Origin of the sequence: Metasolibacillus fluoroglycofenilyticus (genome assembly GCF_003049645.1) — a bacterium.
GTDB lineage: Bacteria > Bacillota > Bacilli > Bacillales_A > Planococcaceae > Metasolibacillus > Metasolibacillus fluoroglycofenilyticus.
Genome location: NZ_PYWK01000001.1, coordinates 1,795,522 through 1,813,841, shown reverse-complemented (window position 1 = coordinate 1,813,841; position 18,320 = coordinate 1,795,522). Strand labels below are relative to the sequence as shown.

General features: G+C 38.0%; 18 protein-coding genes and 1 CRISPR repeat array. Of the genes, 9 read left to right on the top strand and 9 right to left on the bottom strand.

What is annotated here, in order from left to right:
- Nucleotides 1-58 precede the first annotated feature (58 nt).
- Entirely contained in the window at nucleotides 59-1,432 is a 1,374-nt protein-coding gene (gene argH, locus C9J36_RS08445) for an argininosuccinate lyase (RefSeq protein WP_107942813.1), read from the top strand.
- A 114-nt stretch (nucleotides 1,433-1,546) separates the two neighbouring features.
- On the opposite strand, the gene C9J36_RS08440 is transcribed toward argH, so the two are convergent.
- A complete protein-coding gene (locus C9J36_RS08440) occupies nucleotides 1,547-2,473 on the bottom strand; it encodes a nuclease-related domain-containing protein (RefSeq protein ID WP_153061597.1) in 927 nt (308 codons plus the stop codon).
- 532 nt (nucleotides 2,474-3,005) lie between these two features.
- On the opposite strand from C9J36_RS08440, the gene C9J36_RS08435 reads away from it, so the two are divergent.
- The 4 genes from C9J36_RS08435 (at nucleotide 3,006) to C9J36_RS08420 (ending at nucleotide 7,025) form a co-directional block, all read left to right on the top strand.
- The gene (locus C9J36_RS08435) at nucleotides 3,006-3,485 is read left to right on the top strand and encodes a DUF2975 domain-containing protein (protein ID WP_107942811.1); all 480 of its coding nucleotides are present in this window, start codon (nucleotides 3,006-3,008) and stop codon (nucleotides 3,483-3,485) included.
- Nucleotides 3,486-3,496: 11 nt separating this feature from the next.
- Nucleotides 3,497-3,718, top strand: coding sequence for a helix-turn-helix domain-containing protein (locus C9J36_RS08430; RefSeq protein WP_066162820.1), 222 nt, complete (start codon nucleotides 3,497-3,499; stop codon nucleotides 3,716-3,718).
- Nucleotides 3,708-4,475 (top strand): DUF817 domain-containing protein, encoded by a 768-nt coding sequence (locus C9J36_RS08425; protein ID WP_082798912.1) that lies wholly within the window; start codon nucleotides 3,708-3,710, stop codon nucleotides 4,473-4,475. Before C9J36_RS08430 ends, C9J36_RS08425 begins: the two co-directional genes overlap by 11 nt.
- 363 nt (nucleotides 4,476-4,838) lie before the next feature.
- A CRISPR array of direct repeats spans nucleotides 4,839-6,333; the repeat unit is 33 nt; unit sequence GTCTCTTTCTGTATTGAAAGAGTGGATTGAAAT.
- Between the two features lie 269 nt (nucleotides 6,334-6,602).
- The gene (locus tag C9J36_RS08420) at nucleotides 6,603-7,025 is read left to right on the top strand and encodes a DUF4362 domain-containing protein (protein WP_066162825.1); all 423 of its coding nucleotides are present in this window, start codon (nucleotides 6,603-6,605) and stop codon (nucleotides 7,023-7,025) included.
- 232 nt (nucleotides 7,026-7,257) lie between these two features.
- Here C9J36_RS08420 and C9J36_RS08415 read toward each other — a convergent pair whose 3' ends face one another.
- Entirely contained in the window at nucleotides 7,258-8,292 is a 1,035-nt protein-coding gene (locus C9J36_RS08415; RefSeq protein WP_107942809.1) for a beta-carotene 15,15'-monooxygenase, read from the bottom strand.
- A 173-nt stretch (nucleotides 8,293-8,465) separates the two neighbouring features.
- Between C9J36_RS08415 and C9J36_RS08410 the strand changes: the two genes are divergently transcribed.
- A complete protein-coding gene (locus C9J36_RS08410; protein ID WP_107942808.1) occupies nucleotides 8,466-9,098 on the top strand; it encodes a precorrin-2 dehydrogenase/sirohydrochlorin ferrochelatase family protein in 633 nt (210 codons plus the stop codon).
- Between the two features lie 231 nt (nucleotides 9,099-9,329).
- Here the strand turns inward: C9J36_RS08410 and C9J36_RS08405 are convergent, their stop codons facing one another.
- From C9J36_RS08405 to C9J36_RS08395, 3 genes are read right to left on the bottom strand one after another with little or no spacing between them, the layout of a single operon-like run.
- Nucleotides 9,330-9,680 carry a hypothetical protein gene (locus C9J36_RS08405; RefSeq protein WP_107942807.1) on the bottom strand — a complete coding sequence of 117 codons (351 nt, stop codon included), beginning with the start codon at nucleotides 9,678-9,680 and terminating at the stop codon, nucleotides 9,330-9,332.
- Nucleotides 9,681-9,693: 13 nt separating this feature from the next.
- Nucleotides 9,694-10,647, bottom strand: coding sequence for a sigma factor regulator N-terminal domain-containing protein (locus C9J36_RS08400; protein ID WP_107942806.1), 954 nt, complete (start codon nucleotides 10,645-10,647; stop codon nucleotides 9,694-9,696).
- Nucleotides 10,625-11,140 carry an RNA polymerase sigma factor gene (locus C9J36_RS08395; RefSeq protein ID WP_107942805.1) on the bottom strand — a complete coding sequence of 172 codons (516 nt, stop codon included), beginning with the start codon at nucleotides 11,138-11,140 and terminating at the stop codon, nucleotides 10,625-10,627. Before C9J36_RS08395 ends, C9J36_RS08400 begins: the two co-directional genes overlap by 23 nt.
- A gap of 234 nt (nucleotides 11,141-11,374) precedes the next feature.
- On the opposite strand from C9J36_RS08395, the gene C9J36_RS08390 reads away from it, so the two are divergent.
- Together C9J36_RS08390 and C9J36_RS08385 are read left to right on the top strand one after the other, a co-directional pair.
- The gene (locus C9J36_RS08390) at nucleotides 11,375-11,842 is read left to right on the top strand and encodes a sigma-70 family RNA polymerase sigma factor (RefSeq protein WP_107942804.1); all 468 of its coding nucleotides are present in this window, start codon (nucleotides 11,375-11,377) and stop codon (nucleotides 11,840-11,842) included.
- Complete coding sequence (locus C9J36_RS08385) at nucleotides 11,839-13,134, top strand: DUF4179 domain-containing protein (protein ID WP_107942803.1); 1,296 nt, start codon at nucleotides 11,839-11,841, stop codon at nucleotides 13,132-13,134. Before C9J36_RS08390 ends, C9J36_RS08385 begins: the two co-directional genes overlap by 4 nt.
- Nucleotides 13,135-13,240: 106 nt before the next feature.
- Here the strand turns inward: C9J36_RS08385 and C9J36_RS08380 are convergent, their stop codons facing one another.
- On the bottom strand, nucleotides 13,241-13,744 hold the full coding sequence (locus tag C9J36_RS08380; RefSeq protein WP_066162849.1) for a ferritin: 504 nt from the start codon (nucleotides 13,742-13,744) through the stop codon (nucleotides 13,241-13,243).
- A 195-nt stretch (nucleotides 13,745-13,939) separates the two neighbouring features.
- Here C9J36_RS08380 and C9J36_RS08375 point away from each other — a divergent pair, with 195 nt between their 5' ends.
- On the top strand, nucleotides 13,940-15,010 hold the full coding sequence (locus tag C9J36_RS08375) for a mechanosensitive ion channel family protein (protein WP_107942802.1): 1,071 nt from the start codon (nucleotides 13,940-13,942) through the stop codon (nucleotides 15,008-15,010).
- A 234-nt stretch (nucleotides 15,011-15,244) separates the two neighbouring features.
- Here the strand turns inward: C9J36_RS08375 and C9J36_RS08370 are convergent, their stop codons facing one another.
- The 3 genes from C9J36_RS08370 to C9J36_RS08360 are packed head-to-tail and all read right to left on the bottom strand — an operon-like array spanning nucleotide 15,245 to nucleotide 18,172.
- Nucleotides 15,245-16,117, bottom strand: a complete 873-nt coding sequence (locus C9J36_RS08370; RefSeq protein ID WP_066162851.1) for a glycine betaine ABC transporter substrate-binding protein — start codon at nucleotides 16,115-16,117, stop codon at nucleotides 15,245-15,247.
- A 14-nt stretch (nucleotides 16,118-16,131) separates the two neighbouring features.
- Nucleotides 16,132-16,980, bottom strand: coding sequence for an ABC transporter permease (locus C9J36_RS08365; protein ID WP_107942801.1), 849 nt, complete (start codon nucleotides 16,978-16,980; stop codon nucleotides 16,132-16,134).
- Nucleotides 16,973-18,172 (bottom strand): quaternary amine ABC transporter ATP-binding protein, encoded by a 1,200-nt coding sequence (locus C9J36_RS08360; RefSeq protein WP_107942800.1) that lies wholly within the window; start codon nucleotides 18,170-18,172, stop codon nucleotides 16,973-16,975. The genes C9J36_RS08365 and C9J36_RS08360 overlap by 8 nt, the downstream gene beginning before the upstream one ends.
- Nucleotides 18,173-18,320 lie beyond the last annotated feature (148 nt).

Genomic DNA, 18,320 nt, shown 5'->3' with positions numbered 1-18,320 from the left:
CGAAAAGGTACTCCTTTTTGGACAGCCACTTCTATTTTTCGATTGAGGTGTTTTGATTATGACAAAATTATGGGGTGGGCGCTTTCAAAAGTCCGCAGAGGCATGGGTGGATGAGTTTGGTGCGTCAATTGGCTTTGACCAACAGTTAGTAATGGAAGATATAGAAGGTAGTAAAGCACATGTAACAATGCTAGGTATTCAAGGCATTTTACCGCAAGCAGATGTCGCGCTTATTTTAGACGGCTTACAGCAGCTACTAGTAAAAGCAGAGGCGGGCGAGCTACAATTCACGGTGGCAAATGAGGATATTCATCTAAACTTAGAAAAAATGCTGATCGATTTAATCGGCCCTGTTGGTGGCAAGTTACATACAGGGCGCTCACGTAACGACCAAGTTGCAACAGATATGCATTTGTTTTTGAAGAAGCGCGTTGCTGAAGTCATTGGTTTAATTGAGAATTTCCAAAAAACGCTATTACAGCAGGCGGAGCAGCATGTTGAAACAATTGCACCGGGCTATACCCATTTACAGCGTGCGCAGCCAATTTCCTTTGCCCATCATTTAATGGCCTATTTTTGGATGTTAGAGCGTGACAAACAGCGCTATACGGAATCATTAAAGCGCATTGATATTTCACCACTTGGTGCAGGCGCGATGGCAGGCACAACCTTCCCAATTGATCGCCTCAAATCAGCGGAGCTGCTTGGCTTTGCAGATGTATACGCTAACTCAATGGACGCGGTAAGTGACCGTGATTTCATCGTAGAATTTCTAGCAAATTCATCGCTGTTAATGGCACATTTATCTCGTTTCGCAGAGGAAATCATTCTTTGGTCAACGGATGAATTTAAGTTTATCGAGCTAGACGACGCCTTTTCAACAGGCTCATCGATTATGCCACAAAAGAAAAACCCTGATATGGCGGAGCTTATTCGTGGAAAATCAGGCCGCGTTTACGGCAATTTAATGGGACTACTAACAGTATTGAAGGGCACACCACTAACATACAACAAGGATATGCAAGAGGACAAAGAAGGTATGTTCGACACAGTGCATACAGTTTTAGGCGCATTGAAAATTTTCGAGGGCATGGTGGCCACAATGTCTGTCAACACAGAACGTCTGCACAGCGCGGTGCATAGCGACTTCTCAAACGCCACGGAGCTGGCTGATTATTTAGCTGCTAAAGGCATGCCATTCCGCGAAGCGCATGAAGTAACAGGCAAGCTTGTCTTCACATGTATTCAGCGTGGTATTTATTTGCTCGACTTGCCACTAGCAGATATGCAGGAGGAAAGCACTTTAATTGAAGAAGACATTTATGCAGTGCTTGCACCAGAGGCAGCAGTGCGCCGCCGCAACTCACTCGGTGGCACAGGCTTCGAGCAAGTGAAAATACAATTAGAAAAAGCAAGGCTATGTTTAGCATAAGAATGGCTCACCTCGGTGAGCTTTTTTATGTCGTATGAGCGAATTTATGAAATTTACGAGCGAATTGAGTTGTTTTATGAGCGAATTTACATGTTTTACGAGCGAATTTATCTATCATATGAGCGAATCATGACCTTTGCACTGTGTCATAGTAAGAATCTGCTCAGGAATTTCATAGTAACTAGATTTTCCATCCCCTATAATTGGGAAAAAACGCAATAACCGCTTTGCCGCATGTCTAGAAGGAATGTCGCATAACTGACAAAACTGCTGATTTGTGATTTTCGTATCCATTAGCAAACGAAAATCATTTAAGGCTTGGAAATGGGCGTACTTATCCTGCATATTGCAGCGCAAACAAATAAATTTGCCATGCACAAAGCGCATTTTAGCAGAACATCTTTTACAAAACACACCTTGCTTTAGTTGAGCTAATGTGAAAGTAAGCGGCTCTTTTTTAGAGCAATGTAAAGCCAAAAGCTGCGCATAAACTTCATCTAAATCAAGCAATGGCTCATTGTACTGTATAAGTTTTTTCTCAATAAAGCTATGCACATAATCAGCATGAAAAATAGGAATGGGAGCAGGTTTGCTCGAAATGATAGCGCGACGATTGGCAATAATGACAGCGCCGTTAATCGGAATAGTGGGGAATAAAGAAGAGAGCACGCGCATATGACGAGTGAGCTGTTCTATAGGGTTTGGAAAGCGCTCAATGATACCGTCGTTACGTGTTCGCAGTAGCTGAGAAGCGACCATGTCGAAATGTAACTGACCTACCATATTTTTTACTTCAAAGCATAGAATCAACGAGGGGAAAATCACTAAAAAATCTATTTCATGGCGATGCTGCACCGCGCTATAGAAAGATAAATTACGAATGGTTCGGTGCGGCGTAGTAAGCTCCTGTAAAAAGAACTGCACCTCATCCTCCCCGATAGCACCAGCTCGGGCCATTGCAAGCTGCTCTGCCAAATATAAATAATCAGGATGCTTCTCATCCAATCTCCTAGCTATTGCTTCAAGTTGTTGCAGCCTCAAATCAAATCACCTCCATTAAAAAATTATAATACAAAATGCTATTTATTTCTTTTATTATTTTAACATTTCCTTTATATTCACTTACAGGCATTCAAAATTAATTTCTCCCATTGAAATACAATGTAATCTAGGCTAATATGACCTTGTACATTAATTTATTAATGAAAACCAATGATAAATATTAATTTTACCTTGTTTTTCACCGTCTCTCTCTTTATAGGGAGAGTGGATTGAAATTTCATGGTCGGCTAAAATATCCGCCTTTTAGAATCCTCTTTATCAGAAATAAATCACTTTGAATAAAGCCAGTCAATTAAACTATAGCAATTAATCCAATATTAACTATTCGTATATATTTCAAAATCAAATATTTAAGCTAAAACCCGAAAAACCTTCACATTTATAGAGTTTTTCGGGCTTTTTATGTAGTTTTTGTTGGGATGGAACCTAATATCGAATAGCAGAGTCTTATACTATAAAATTTTGTATTTCGATATATTTTTATCGATAAACGATAAATGAGGTGTTTATTATGAAAAGACAGACGACTTTCTTGAAAGCAACTTTACTTGTTTTAGCATTGCCTGTGCTAGGACTTTCTGTTATTGGTTTCCCGATGCTTTTAATGAATATTACGAAAAATGACTGGCAGCTTGCATGGGTAATGTATGGCATTGTGGCACTTCTCTATGGAACAGCTGTTGCCTATTTTTTAGCACTTTATCAAGCATTGAAGCTATTAAACTACATTAACCACAATGTTGCGTTTTCCTCTGCATCTGTGACAGCATTGAAAAAAATCAAATGGAACGCCTTTACAATTACCTTCCTATACGTAATAAGTATGCCATTACTTTATATGATTGCCGAATACGACGACGCACCTGGTATTATCATAATTGGTGTAGTACTTGGTGGAGCAGCATTTGTTGTTGGTGTTTTCGCAACGCTACTTCAACATCTATTAACAAGCGCCATTGATATGAAAACAGAAAATGATTTAACGGTTTGAGGTGAAGAAAGTTGGCAATTATTATTGAACTTGATGTTATGTTAGCTAAAAGAAAAATGACCGTCACGGAGCTATCAGAAAAAGTAGGCATTACGATGGCGAATCTTTCTATTTTAAAGACAGGTAAGGCGAAAGCCATTCGCTTTTCAACATTAGAAGCGATTTGCAAAGCATTGGATTGTCAGCCCGGTGATATTTTACTTTATGAAGAGGACAATGATAATGAAGCATAAATTACAACAGCTATTTTATTTTGGACGAGAGCAAGCATTATCCTGCCTTTTTCCAGTCGTTATTTTCGCTTCACTTGCATTAACTAAGTTTATTCCATTACCAATTTTAGCGAGGTACGACTGGCTACTCCTCATCTGCCTCGCAATGCAATGGTGGATGCTGCGCGCTGGACTCGAAACAAAAGATGAGCTTAAAGTTATCACATTATTTCATTTCATCGGGCTTGCACTCGAAATTTTTAAAGTACATATGGGCTCTTGGGCATATCCAGAACAAGGCTTTTTTAAAATTTTCGGCGTGCCACTCTATAGCGGTTTTATGTATGCGAGTGTTGCTAGTTATTTATGTCAAGCGTGGCGGCGCCTACATATAGAACTCATTTATTGGCCGTCGTTTTTCGCAGTTGTACCACTTGCTAGCGCTATTTATTTGAATTTTTTCTGGCATCATTTTTGGATTGATATACGTTGGTGGCTAGGACTTTTAGTGATTATTGTATTTTGGCGCTCATCTGTAAACTATAAAATCAACGGCGTTAACTACCGTATGCCAATCGTGTTATCCTTTGCGCTCATTGGCTTCTTTATCTGGATTGCTGAAAACATCGCTACTTTTTTCGGGGCATGGCAATATCCAAACCAAACACATGCTTGGAGTATTGTTCATTTAGGAAAAATAAGTTCTTGGTTGCTCTTAGTTATTATAAGCTTTTTGATTGTGGCAGAGTTGAAGCGAGTGAAGGAAGATAACAATTAATAAAAACTACCGGCAGTATTTCAATATGTGAACCAACTTAATGAGATAACATAAAACATTTAAAATAAGTATGTAAGTTCAAATGTTAGTTTAGATACTTACGTTGATTATGCTTTTATCAACTCACATTGATATTAATCAAGGATTGGATGCTAAGAAAAACTTTCACTGGGGAAGAAACTTAATTCTATAGCATAATCACAAGTGCGAATGTGAAGCGAACATGATTTTCCTGAGGGATTCGCACCTTTATTTTCTTAAAATCATCCCCCAACATAGTAATTTCATAGTATAATATTACCTATATGAAAGTCTTTGTAGTGAAAATAATTTATATTTAATAATTATTCATTAATTTTCGCAGTCTCTTTCTGTATTGAAAGAGTGGATTGAAATACCGTACCTTACGCAATGTAGGATTAGACGTAAGTCTCTTTCTGTATTGAAAGAGTGGATTGAAATCCTCGTACTGCACAGGAGCAACAATATTTAACGTCTCTTTCTGTATTGAAAGAGTGGATTGAAATAACGCTTTTCTTGCGTATCTGAGGCATGGTGACCGTCTCTTTCTGTATTGAAAGAGTGGATTGAAATTCAAATGGTACAGCAGATTCGCCAAAAACAACGGTCTCTTTCTGTATTGAAAGAGTGGATTGAAATATTCGTCACTCCGTTTTGAGTTACGATGATTTTGTCTCTTTCTGTATTGAAAGAGTGGATTGAAATAATAACCGTTATCTCGGTAAAGTACCGAATGACCGTCTCTTTCTGTATTGAAAGAGTGGATTGAAATTTTCTGAATCCCCTTATAACGCTGATATAAAGCCGTCTCTTTCTGTATTGAAAGAGTGGATTGAAATCCGGACAAGCCGGTCATCATCGCCGGCGACGACGGTCTCTTTCTGTATTGAAAGAGTGGATTGAAATTATAAGGTGCATTTTCGGATATAAAGTTATTTTGTCTCTTTCTGTATTGAAAGAGTGGATTGAAATAAATCGAGACAAGGTAAGAATAGACCTATTACGTCTCTTTCTGTATTGAAAGAGTGGATTGAAATCTCCAGTGCTATTCGCTCATTAACAACCTTTTGTCTCTTTCTGTATTGAAAGAGTGGATTGAAATATTCATGCCCACGTCTCGCCCCTTAGCAAAAAGTCTCTTTCTGTATTGAAAGAGTGGATTGAAATTTCCACAACCATAACAGTATTGGACCATCAAAACGTCTCTTTCTGTATTGAAAGAGTGGATTGAAATTTCCACAACCATAACAGTATTGGACCATCAAAACGTCTCTTTCTGTATTGAAAGAGTGGATTGAAATCCAGCTAAAGCGTAAAGAGTTGCACTTCTTTGATGTCTCTTTCTGTATTGAAAGAGTGGATTGAAATAATCATACAAATCGTGAAGCGTTATCTGGCGCAGGTCTCTTTCTGTATTGAAAGAGTGGATTGAAATGCTAATCTCTTGGCTAGGCGCAAGGAGTTTTCTGTCTCTTTCTGTATTGAAAGAGTGGATTGAAATAAGAGTCTTAACTAAGAAAAATTCAACAATTGTCGTCTCTTTCTGTATTGAAAGAGTGGATTGAAATTCCAATATCATAACCTCCTATATATTGCATCGATGGGGTCTCTTTCTGTATTGAAAGAGTGGATTGAAATGATAATCCCTGCGATTCCGTTCATACGGTCCTGGTCTCTTTCTGTATTGAAAGAGTGGATTGAAATCATTATATTTGGCAGTATGTATCAGCATTGTCGTGTCTCTTTCTGTATTGAAAGAGTGGATTGAAATTCTAAGTCTTGCATTGTCCAATACTCGCCGCTTGTCTCTCTCTATATTGAAAGAGTGGATTGAAATTCAACGGCGTGAATCTAGTAATCTGTTGGCTGAAGTCTCTCTGTAAAGAGAGTGTGAATTGAAATGCCGTCTGCTTGTGACTGGGACGGCTTTTTAGTTTCTCTGTATTGAAATTCTATATAGCCTCTACTATAGATCAAACAAACTTGGTCTTCTTCTTGCACAGAGAAGGTAAAATAACCAAGCTCAGCTTCTTTTTCTTATTTCCTCCATACTTTTATGTAACTTTTTAGGAAGGTGTACGTCTAAGTTAGAAAGGAGGGCTGATAATGAAGTGGTTAGTATTTGTGGTGGCTTGTAGTTGTGTGCTTGTGGGATGTGCGGCGCAGCAAGGGGTCATTTCGAATAGTGGGTATGACTTTTTTGCGGAGGATGTTGTTTCAAAGACGCGAAATGGTATTGATAATATTGAGCGTTTTTATGCATTTTTTGCAAATGTGCAGAGCGGAGAGTATGACCAAGTGAGAATTGTTGAGCATACTATCGAGGGTGACCCGATTTATGTGGATGTTCGGCACAGCAATGATGAAATCAATGTGAAAATTGATTATTCAGAGGATACATATGGCAATGGGGAAGTTATCAAAGCGACTTGTAATCAGCTCAACGCGATTGAGGTGGGCAGTCGGACGGATTATTATGTAAGTGATTGCTCGGATGATGAGCAGTATATTATTTTTTCAGATTATTAAATGCGATTAGAACAAATAAGTAAAGCCTAAACAGGAGCGCCCCAAAAGCAATGCATACTTTTAGGGCGTTTTTTGTGGTGTTTCATCAAAGAAATCACTAGATAAAATAAAAAATAGTTACTTTAGAAATGGTGTAACAACAGGCTCTAGTGGCCTTCCTTTGAATTTGAAATAAGAAAGAAGCGAATTTTTCGCCATCCCGAGGAGAAGCTTGATTTTTATAATAAGTAAATTAGTTAGCTGCTAATCTTGTTTTTAAATCCTCAATAAATCCATGTGCGTCGTCAACTTTGATTGCAATTTGATGGTAATGCTTTTCGAAGCCAAATGGTAGAACGACAGAAACAGGGTTTTTGCAATATATTATGACACTCGGTTTTACAGCTTCAAAATCCTTGGCGATAAATTGTGCCATATCCTTCGGCAGTTTTTCTTCAAATTGACTAGCATCCGTAACAATTTCTGTAATTTGCGTTAACGGTATTGCGGCACGTTTCATAATGCCGAGCGATAAATAAAGCGTATCGTTGCGAATTATTGTTGGATTTAAGCGTACAGCCTGTAAGTCTGCAAGGAGGAATAGCACCGAGTACACATTGAAAATAAGTAAAATAAACGACAATACAGGATATTTACTATGTAGCCACCAATGGATGCCTAATGTTTCAAGGATGATAGCATGAATCATCATTGCTTGGAAGGCGATATAGCTTGTTTTTTTATGCAATGTATAGCCGTTCGTTATTTTTTTACGCCAGCTAAATAATGCATAGTAAAACATAAGTAGCTCTGAGCATAGCACGTGAATTAGTGGATGACGCTTCACATGCTGGTCAACTGCTTGTGGAAAAGAAAATATTAATGGTGCGTTGCTCAAACATGTCGATTGCATAATTTTCGGCAAATAAATAATAAATGAGCTAATGAGCAAGAGCTCAATTGCTATTATGATGAGCTCTGCGCCAATACCGAGCCATGTAATACTTGAAAATGGTGCAAGAATCGCCTGTGGAATAATGAAGCGAGCGAGTACACAGCCGATAGCCATTAAAGCGATAAACAATTTCAGGCTATAATGCTTTTTGGCTAGAATGAAAATAAGCGGTGCAACAATGATTAAATCAATTAATGAGCCTATAACAACACTGTTTGGCTCAAGCATAACGATGGCATGCCCGAACGATGTACTATAGAGCGTAACATTACTCAATACAATTAATGCAAAAAATAGCCATAGCCAGTTTTGCTTTGTTTGCCAAAATGTCATATACAACAGCTCCTTAATGAACGTTATCACTATTATATTTCACTTATTTATTAATTGAAACGAGCAAATTTGCCAAAAATAGCACATATTCAGATATTTTTTGAAAATTAATTATGCTATAGTAATGGCAAGGTTTTTTTCATAGTAAATTCTAATGTTAAAAGGGTGAGAGAATGGCTTATTTTCCAGCGTTATTAAATATTGATTATAAAAAAGTCGTCATTGTTGGTGGAGGAAAGGTAGCAACACAAAAAGTACGGGCATTATTACCAACGAAAGCAATCATACATATTATTAGTCCAAATCTTACAGAGGAGCTACTGACGTATGCCCAAAATGGGTATGTGAGATGGCATGAAAAGATGTTTGAGGCAAATGATTTAGAAGATGCGGTGCTCATTTTTGCAGCGACGGATAATGAAAAGGTTAACAATGCTATTGAAGAGGCAACAGAGCAGTGGCAGCATTTGTCGCGAGCAGATGCGAAGGGACGAGTAGATTTTATTAATCCAGCCGTTATAAGACGCGGTGATTTGGTCTTAACAGTTTCTACTTCAGGTGCTAGCCCGGGTCTTACAAAAAAACTGAAGGTAGAATTGGAGCAGCAGTTTGATGATTCCTATGCACAGTATATCGAGTTTTTAAAGCATTGCCGAAAGCAAATTTTAAGCAATATCAAGGATGCTTCAGCAAAGCGTGATGCATTAAAGGAAACGCTGCGACCAGAAGTGTTGGAATGGCTAACAGCAGGAGATAAAGCGCGATGCGAGGCATTTTTACAAAGTTTATTAAACGATAAAAAGTAAAAGAGGCTGTCCAAAGCCGTGCATAGCCGGCATTTTGGACAGTAGCGATGATGTTTCACAAAATGTTGATTCATTTAAACAGAAAACGCCTCTTTTAAAAATGTGATGAACATTGATTTTAGCAGTGTACTCCTTCAGTAAAAGTGAGGCGATGAAAACATTTATTTCAATGCGGTGTAAAAATGGATTTTTCTGACAACCCATTTTACATCAGTTTACTGCGAATATCGCTTATAAGCGTTTAGCTAAATAATAATTGTAGGAAAAAATAACGGTTATAAACAAAATAATATAGGTGGTTGGCAATGTAATATAAGCGCGTAATATCTCTACATCAGTCATTTTCTTTGTCAGCTTCACCCATGTCATAAAGCATGGGGTAAAAATAATGGCAACAAATAGCGTCAAATAAGCCATTTGTGCAGCATTTCCGAAAAGTTGAATAAGCAATAACCCTGCAAAATGTAAAAAGATAACGATGCTAGCCATAATAAGAAATTTAGTAGGTAGTTGTTTAAAGGAAATCCAAAATCCGCCAAATAAAAGTGCGGCTACGAATAATGCAAATGCAAAAGGTCTCATAATTAATCGCTCCTTAATATGGAATCACAACGCCGATACGAACAGTATGTACGCTGTTTTGCTGTAAATAAGGTAAAAGCTCCTCTTGCTTACCGGTTAAAACAACACCAGCAATGAGCCAATCCTTAGGCGCTTCTTTCCCAATTATGCCGCGTACTACATCGACAGGGTATCCATCCCTATAATTCAACTGTGCGATATAAGCTTCAGCCGATTCAATAGGGTTATTAGTTATTGTTTTATGATGTAAAATCGGGAAGCCGTATGCGCGAGTATCATTGACCTCGCTTATATCCATTGGAAACATCGCATTGTCAGGTAATTTTTCCAGCTCTTTTTTGGCTTCTTCCATTTCATCATATAGGCCTTCATCAATTAACCAAGCCCATTGTGCTGTGGGAAACTGCTCCCACATATCCAGCAAAGATAGCTGCTCCTTAAAAGAAACTGCTACTTCAATATTATAATAGCCTGGTAAATCTGCGATATAGTCGAAATCATTTTTATCGGTTGGCTCTGTTGGCATATGGAATGCAATGGTGCGTTGGCCATGAGAATAAACCGGAGAACCATTTAAAGCAACGGCATTCCCTGTTTGTAGAGCTGTTTTGGCCCCTAAAATCGTATAAAAATAATCGCGAGAGTCCCAATTAATAATATGCGGTCCAACTTGTTTATAAAGCTTTGATGATGTTTTAGTTGCCACTAGGAAATTATCATAGCTCACAGCATTTATATCAATGTTTGCCCCTTGAACATAAAGCTCTGTCGAAAGCTCATTTAACTGCGTATCAATTCGCTTGTTCATAAAATAAATACTTGCTACAAGCACTCCCCATAATAAAACAATAATTAGAACTGTAACGATAATTGAAATGAGTATTGTTTTTTTCAATGATTTACGCTTTGCTGTTTTCACAAGGCTTGAAAAATCAGCATCCCGTTCAAAAATTGATTTTTCCTCCATTGTATACCTCCTGTAATCGTAGTTTTAATTTGCTTTTTGCCCGCGCTAGCTGCGTTTTCACTGTTTTATCTGTTGTGTTAAACAGCGTAGCAATATCTTTTAATGAGAGGTCAGCACTATATTTTAGTAAAATAAGCTGTGCCTCCTTATCGGATAAGGTAGCGAGCTGGGCAATAATTTCTTGCTGAAGCTCCTGTCGTATTACAACGATTTCTGGTGTGCTATGCTCTAGTAAATCGTCTAGTTGAAATGAAATAATGTATTTTTGCTGTGATTTTGACTTTTTTATTAGGTCATAATATTTGTGAATCGCTACTTTATACAGCCAAGCACTTGCATCATTCGGGGAGATGCCATCAATATATTGAATAAATTGAATCGCTGTTTCTTGTACGATATCTTCTGCGTCCTCTTTCCTAGCTCCCATTGTCAGTAATGTTTTATAAATTGCGAGCAGCTTTTCCTGCAATTGTTTATTATATAACTCATCCATATCGCCCCTCCTGTCTGTATAACGATTGAATGCTGAAAAAGTAAACAAAAAAACAACTATCTAAAAAAGTTTAGATAGCTGCTTTTAATCCTTTACTTGAAAGGGTGACTCAGTACATATTAATCATAGCAAATAATGAAATAAAAAACAAACATTTGTTCTTTTGGGGCGTAGACAAAGTTTTTTGAACGATTTTCAATATCCAACAGTCTAATTAATAAGGAGGTGCTAGGAATGGATGAAGAAAGCTTGCTTCAGCTACTTGAAATACAGGAAGAGCGCTTTTATAAAATTAGCTACGCCTATTTACGCAATGAGCAGGATGCGCTTGATGCCTATCAGGAGCTTGTTTATCGCGCATTAAAGCATAGGTATAAAGTACAGCAGCCACAATACATGAAGACATGGCTTGTGCGTGTGCTAATTAATATTTGTCTAGACATGAAAAAGAAGCGGGGGGTCACAGTAGCATTAGAGCCTACTTTAGAGCCAATTGTATACGATGCACATTCGGTTGAGCTAGATGAATTACTAGCACAGCTTTCCCCAGTAGAGCAGGAGCTAATTTACTTGAAATATGTAGAAGATTTAAAAAATCAAGATATTGCCGCGCGTCAAAATATACCTGAAGGAACAGTAAAATCAAGAATACATACGACATTGAAAAAGCTACGTCATTTTTGGAAGGAGGAAAGAGGATGAGGAAGGAAAAGCGGCTATTTGAAAAGCTTGAGCAAATTGAAGTACCAAAAGATGCATTGAAGCAGGCAAGATTGCTTGCCATAAGCAGAAGGAAAAAGGAACGACAGCAACGAAAACGCATATTGCAGCTCGCATTTTCCGCAGCATTACTTTTCATTGCTCTGACAATTAGCATCCGACTTTCACCACAAATAGCCGAAGCAACAGCAAAAATACCATTGCTTGCTCCATTTGTTGAAATGATTACTTATGATAAGGGAATGCAGGATATTTTAGCGAATGATTACGCAGAGGAGATAGTTGTTGAAGATGAGCAGGGGGGCAAGAAATTTATAATAACGAGTGTAGTTGCAGATGAAACAGGTTTATTAATTGCATATCGCTTTGAAAATAATGAGCCAATTACTCATAATATTGTTTTTCAAGAAGTGAATTTAATGCAAAATGGGGAAGTACTACCTGCTGGTGTGACAATGCATTTTAGTGGCGCAGAGGATAAAAAGATGATGGAAAGTACACTAGATTTTGTTTTTGTAGAAAATACGAGGCTTCATAGCAATGATTTTGAGCTTGTTGTGCAATTAAATGACCCACAAAAGACAACGTTCAATTTGCCCTTTACTTTATCAAAGCAGCTAGCACTCAGTAAGCACTACGCTGTAAATAAATCGCTACTAATCGATAATCAAGAAATTTATATTAACAGTGTGCATATTTCGCCTTTACGTGCTGAAATTAGCTTCACAATACCTGAAACGAATTCAAAGCGCATTTTAGACTTTGAACTACGCTTAGTCGATGAGAGGGGAGAAGAATGGGGAACGATGAAAAATGGCACGACAGGACTTGGTTTAGTAAGCAGTGGTACTTTTACGCGTTTTATGCAAAGCAGCTATTTCCGCGAGCCAAAGTCGCTGACATTAATTATAGAAAATATTGAAGCCTTGGAGAAGGGCAAGGACTTTATCGAGGTTGATTTTCATAAAAAGCAAGTTTTATATGTGCCAGAGGAGCTAGACATAAAGCTAGAAATACTGACAGATACTTCCATTAATGCCGATTATCCATTAGCTAGAAAAGGGCAAGGTAAGCCTTTATTAACCTCTTTAATTGATGCAAATGGCAAGGAATGGTGGATAGTACAAAGCTCTTCTAGCATTGGAGATAGTGCGGAAAGTAAAAGCTCTTATATGTATGAAAAAGGTTTTGCTAATCCAGTTAAAATGTATATTCAAAACTATCCGCTGTTTCTAAATGGAAGTGGAGAAGTCGGGCTGCCAATAGGGAAATGAGATAGAAAGCATGTTTTCGAAATAAAATCGAAGGACACAATTTTTGGGAGGTCTGAAAAGCAATGCGTTCGCCACTCGCTTTTCAGACAATTTTTTTAAAAATTCATTATGCTTCAGGTGTAAATGTGCGGTTTGCTAATTCCGCATCTAGCATGAAAATTGCGTTAGAGTCGTTTTCAATGCGGCGTAGTTTCGCGATAAGTGTGTCGAAAGATGCTTCTTCTTCAACCTGCTCATCGATAAACCATTTTAAAAATGCCGTAGTTGCATGCTCGCGCTCATCTAAAGCGATATCCATTAAATTATAAATGCGACGCGTTACTTCCTTCTCATGTGCCAATGCCTTTTCAAACGAATCTAACACGGAAGAAAAATCATTATGTGGGTTTTCAAAGCCATCGATTGTTGCGCGGTAGCCCATGTCGCTTAAAAATGTGTAAAATTTCATCGCGTGGAAACGCTCTTCCTCTGCTTGTACTAAAAAGAAGTTAGCAAAGCCATCATACGCTTGGTCTGTGCAATAAGCAGCCATTGCTAAGTATGCGTGGGCCGAAAAAAATTCATAGTTCATTTGTTCATTTAAGGCTTTGTGTAGTTTTTCTGACAACATATTCGCTTCCTCCTCAATTAGGGGTTTTTAATTGATAATCGTTATCAATAAATATATTTTAGCCTTTTTTTAGTAATGAAGGCAAGCTTTTTCTACTTTTCCTTTGAAATAGATAAAGCTCCTTGCCAAATGAGCGCCTATAATGCTATTATCTTGATTCAGCAAATGCTTTCAAAGTTAGAAAGGATGTAGCTTATGTTTGCAACATTTCATCAGTTTTTTCTTGATTTGCAAAATGTCACATTACCAAGTATCGGCGCTGCCATCGCTTTATTATTTGCTGGTATAGTTGTTCAGCAATATATAATTAAGCCTTTTATTAAATGGTCAGGGCAATTGTTTGAAAAGCGTGGTAAAGAATTTGAAGCGAGAGTTATTACGCAGTTTAGCAGTGCTATTCGATTTGCTTTTGTCATCTGCATTATTTTTATAAGTGCCTCTATTATTTTAGATAAATGGCTAATTACACATCCGAAAACAACAAATCTATTTTGGTCATTTATGCTGTTTTTCATGTTTAAGGGAATTGCTGATGTCATTTCTCATTATATTGAGCATCCACAAAGTGTCTATGCACAGCAAAAGCCAGAGCAACAGCATATTTTAATGCCATTTTTCCTACGTATTGGCAAAGTAACGATTTATGTCGTTGCGCTCTTTGCAATTGCTTCACTATGGAATTTCAATGTGAACGGCTTTTTAACAGGGATTGGGTTGACGGGGGTAGCGATTGCCTTCGGTATTCGTGATACGCTCGGTCATTTTTTCGGAGGCATGTCCGTCGCACTTGATAAACCATTTCAAATCGGTGATTGGGTAGCGACAGAGGACCAGAAAATTGAGGGCATCGTGGAAGATGTTAATTTAAGAAGTACGGTTATTCAAACAGGAGATAAGGGGCTAGTATATATTCCAAATGCCTATTTAGCCAATCGTCCTATTTACAATTTATCAAAGCGGCAGAAGCGCAAATGCGAATATTATTTATACGTATCTACTGCAAATAGTGAAGCGATTTTGCGTGAAGTATGTGAGCATTTACAGCAGCAAATTTATTTACATAAAGATACGGAAAAGGAAGTTATCCATGTTTATGTGGATGAGCTACGACCGACATCCTACCGCATACTCGTACGCTTTTTCGTGGCGACAAATGACGGGGGACAGATGCAAGCAGTGAAGCAGGATATTTTATTCGCAACACAGCAAATTTTCGAGCAGGCAGGAATAGAGTATGCAGAGGATGAGCTTTGGATACAAATGTGAACGCAGAATAAAATGCCAGTAGCTAGCAAATTCCTGTTTTACTTGTTTTCAAAGAAAGCACTCTCAATTTTAATGAGGAAATATTAGTGAAAGGAGCTGTTCGAAAAGTGTACATCTTTTCGAACAGCTCCATTTCCTATATTAAATAATTGCTAAAATTACTTGTACCTGCGATTACTCGTTGCAAAGGGAGCATCTCAAAATGATTTTTCAGACGCTCCCCCGCTGTATTTATTATTTTACATCTTTAATCCATGCATCTACTTTATCGCGGTTCTTTTCAATCCAATCGTTTGCTGCATCTTTTGGATTTTCTCCATTGTTAATGGCAAGCATCACTTCTTCAATATCTTCTGAAGCCCATTCAAAGGCATCTAGTACCTTATACGCTTCAGGTGCATCTTGCTCTAAACCTTTTCGTGCAAATGTATTAATTGTTTCCTCGCCACCAAAGGCACCTTTTGGGTCCTCCAAATATTTTAAGTCATAAGAGGCAAATTTCCAGTGTGGTGACCAGCCTGTAACGATAATTTCCTCATTGTTTGAAATTGCTTGGTCAAGTGCAACTGTCATCGCACCTGAAGATGATGGAAGCAATGACCAGTCTGCTAAGTTAGGATAGCTGCTAAGTGCAGTTTCTGTAGCGCTCATCACACCAGCACCAGCTTCGATACCTGTAATTGTAGAGCTTGCTTCAACTGTCAAATCATCAATTGAGCTTACTTCCATATAGCTTGGCACGACTAAGCCAATTTTAGCACCCTTTAAATTTTCCCCAAGATGCTCAAGATTATCACCATATTTCTCAAGCTGTGCACCATGCGTTGCTGGAAGCCAACCTGCTACCATTGCATCTGCTTCACCTTTTGAGACAGACTCCCACATAATAGCGTTGTCTAATGGTGTTAATGTAACATCATAGCCAATTTCCTCTAACACTTGCCCAACAACATGCGTTGAAGCAACTTCTGTGTCCCATTCAACATAGGCTAAATTAATTTTACCTAAGCTATCACCATCGCTAGATGATGAACCATCTCCACATGCAGCCAATGCTACCGCTGCACTTATTGCTGTTAATCCTAAAAACCATTTGTTCTTCTTCATGTTTTAAACAACTCCTATTTCTTTTGGTTTAAACTTTGTGTTAAACGGTCTACGATAATCGCAAAAATAACTAAACTTAATCCTGCGACAAAGCCGTTTCCTACCTGTGCACGCTGCAGGGCAGATAGTACTTCACGACCTAGACCCGGTGCACCAATCATTGAAGCGATGACAACCATCGATAAAGATAATAAAACAGTTTGGTTAATACCCGCCATTATCGTTGATTTAGCAAGTGGTAATTCCACTTTGAATAATTTTTGTGTCCCTGTACTACCAAATGAATCGGCGGCTTCAACAAGCTCTTTCGGTACTTGACGAATACCTAAGTTTGTAAAACGTACAGTAGGAGGGAGTGCGAAAATAACAGAGGCGAAAACACCCGGTACGACACCGATGCCAAAGAAGGCTACGGCTGGAATTAAGTAAACAAAGCCGGGCATTGTTTGCATGAAATCCAGAATCGGTTTAATGCTATTTTCTGCAATATTATTTTTAGACATTAAAATCCCAATGGGTACGCCAAGCACGATGGCAATAATACTTGAAAAAAGTACAAGGGTAAATGTATTCATTAATTGCTCCCATAACCCTTGATTATAAATAAATAGCAAACCGATAATAGAGAAAATCGGCAAGCCGAATTTTTTTCTCGTAGCAAAAAAGGCAAGTATTGCAACAAGTAAAATAAATAGGACAGGGGGAACAGCTGTAAGTAATGCTGTCACACTTTCCATCACAGATTTACCGCTCTCTTGTATAATTTTAAACAACCCTGAAAATGTGCTCGTTAGCCAATCCATTGTTTTTTCAACGGCGCCTGCCACTTGAATTTTTGGGATATTATTTAATAAATTACTCATTCGACTCACCCCCTTGTGATGATGAGGCAAGTGATTCGATAATGACACCACGTATTAAAATGCCGCGTAGTTTACCTTCATCGACAACCGCAACAGGTGTTGGGCAGTCCGATATAATCGGTAAAATCTCTTGAATTAAAGTTGAGGAATCCACTGTAGGCATATCTGTTTTGACAAATGATTGCACTGTTTTCAGCCCGTTTTTAGCGGCCTCTAATGCATCATTTGCTGTAATATAGCCTTTAAATTGGCGTAGCCTATCAACGGCAATTAAGACGCTTATTTCTTCCTCACGCATACGCTGTAGGGCAACTTTCGGTCCATCATTTTCAATATTAATAGTCATTGGACGCACCATTACATTTTCTGCTGTTAATACCTTTGAACGGTCAACATCTTCTAAAAATGTACGGATATAGTCATTAGCTGGATTCGTTAAAATTTCCTCACCAGTGCCAATTTGCATAATTTTTCCGTCTTTCATAATGGCTATGCGGTCACCGATACGCAATGCTTCATTAAGGTCATGGGTAATAAAAATAATCGTTTTCTGAACATTTGACTGAAGCTCTAATAATTCATCCTGCATATCTTTGCGAATTAATGGATCGAGTGCAGAAAAGGCTTCATCCATTAATAAAATTTCAGGGTCATTTGCTAATGCGCGTGCAAGACCGACACGCTGCTGCATACCTCCTGATAGCTGGCTAGGAAATTGGTCCTTATATGCTAATAAGCCTGCATTTTGTAAAGCTTTTTCTGCTTTCAATCGTCTTTGCTCTTTGGAAACTCCTCTTACTTCTAAGCCGTACTCTGTATTTTCAAGGATTGTACGGTGGGGGAATAGACCGAAGTTTTGAAATACCATGCTCATTTTTTCACGGCGAATATTTTGAAGTTCACCTTTACTTAAAGAGGTAATATTTTGTCCATCAATATAAACCTTTCCACTAGTTGGATCAATCAGCCGATTTAACAAACGGATAAGAGTCGATTTACCACTGCCTGAAAGCCCCATAATAACAAAAATTTCACCCTCATTAACGGTGAAATTGGCATCATACACACCGACAGTTGCACCCGTTTTTTCAAGAATTTCTGTTTTGCTTTTTTGCTGCTCGACAAGCTTTAATGCATTTGTAGTCTGTTTGCCAAAAATTTTGGTGACATGCTCTACCTTTAATTTTTCCATCATTTCACTTCTTCTTTCCAAATAAATTTTCGAGGGAATTCTTTATCTACCCCCTTTTACCAAATAAGTAGATAAATAGATTATATAAAAACCGACAACCTAATGTTAACAATGAGTTGTTACTTTTGTCAAACATATGTAACGAAAT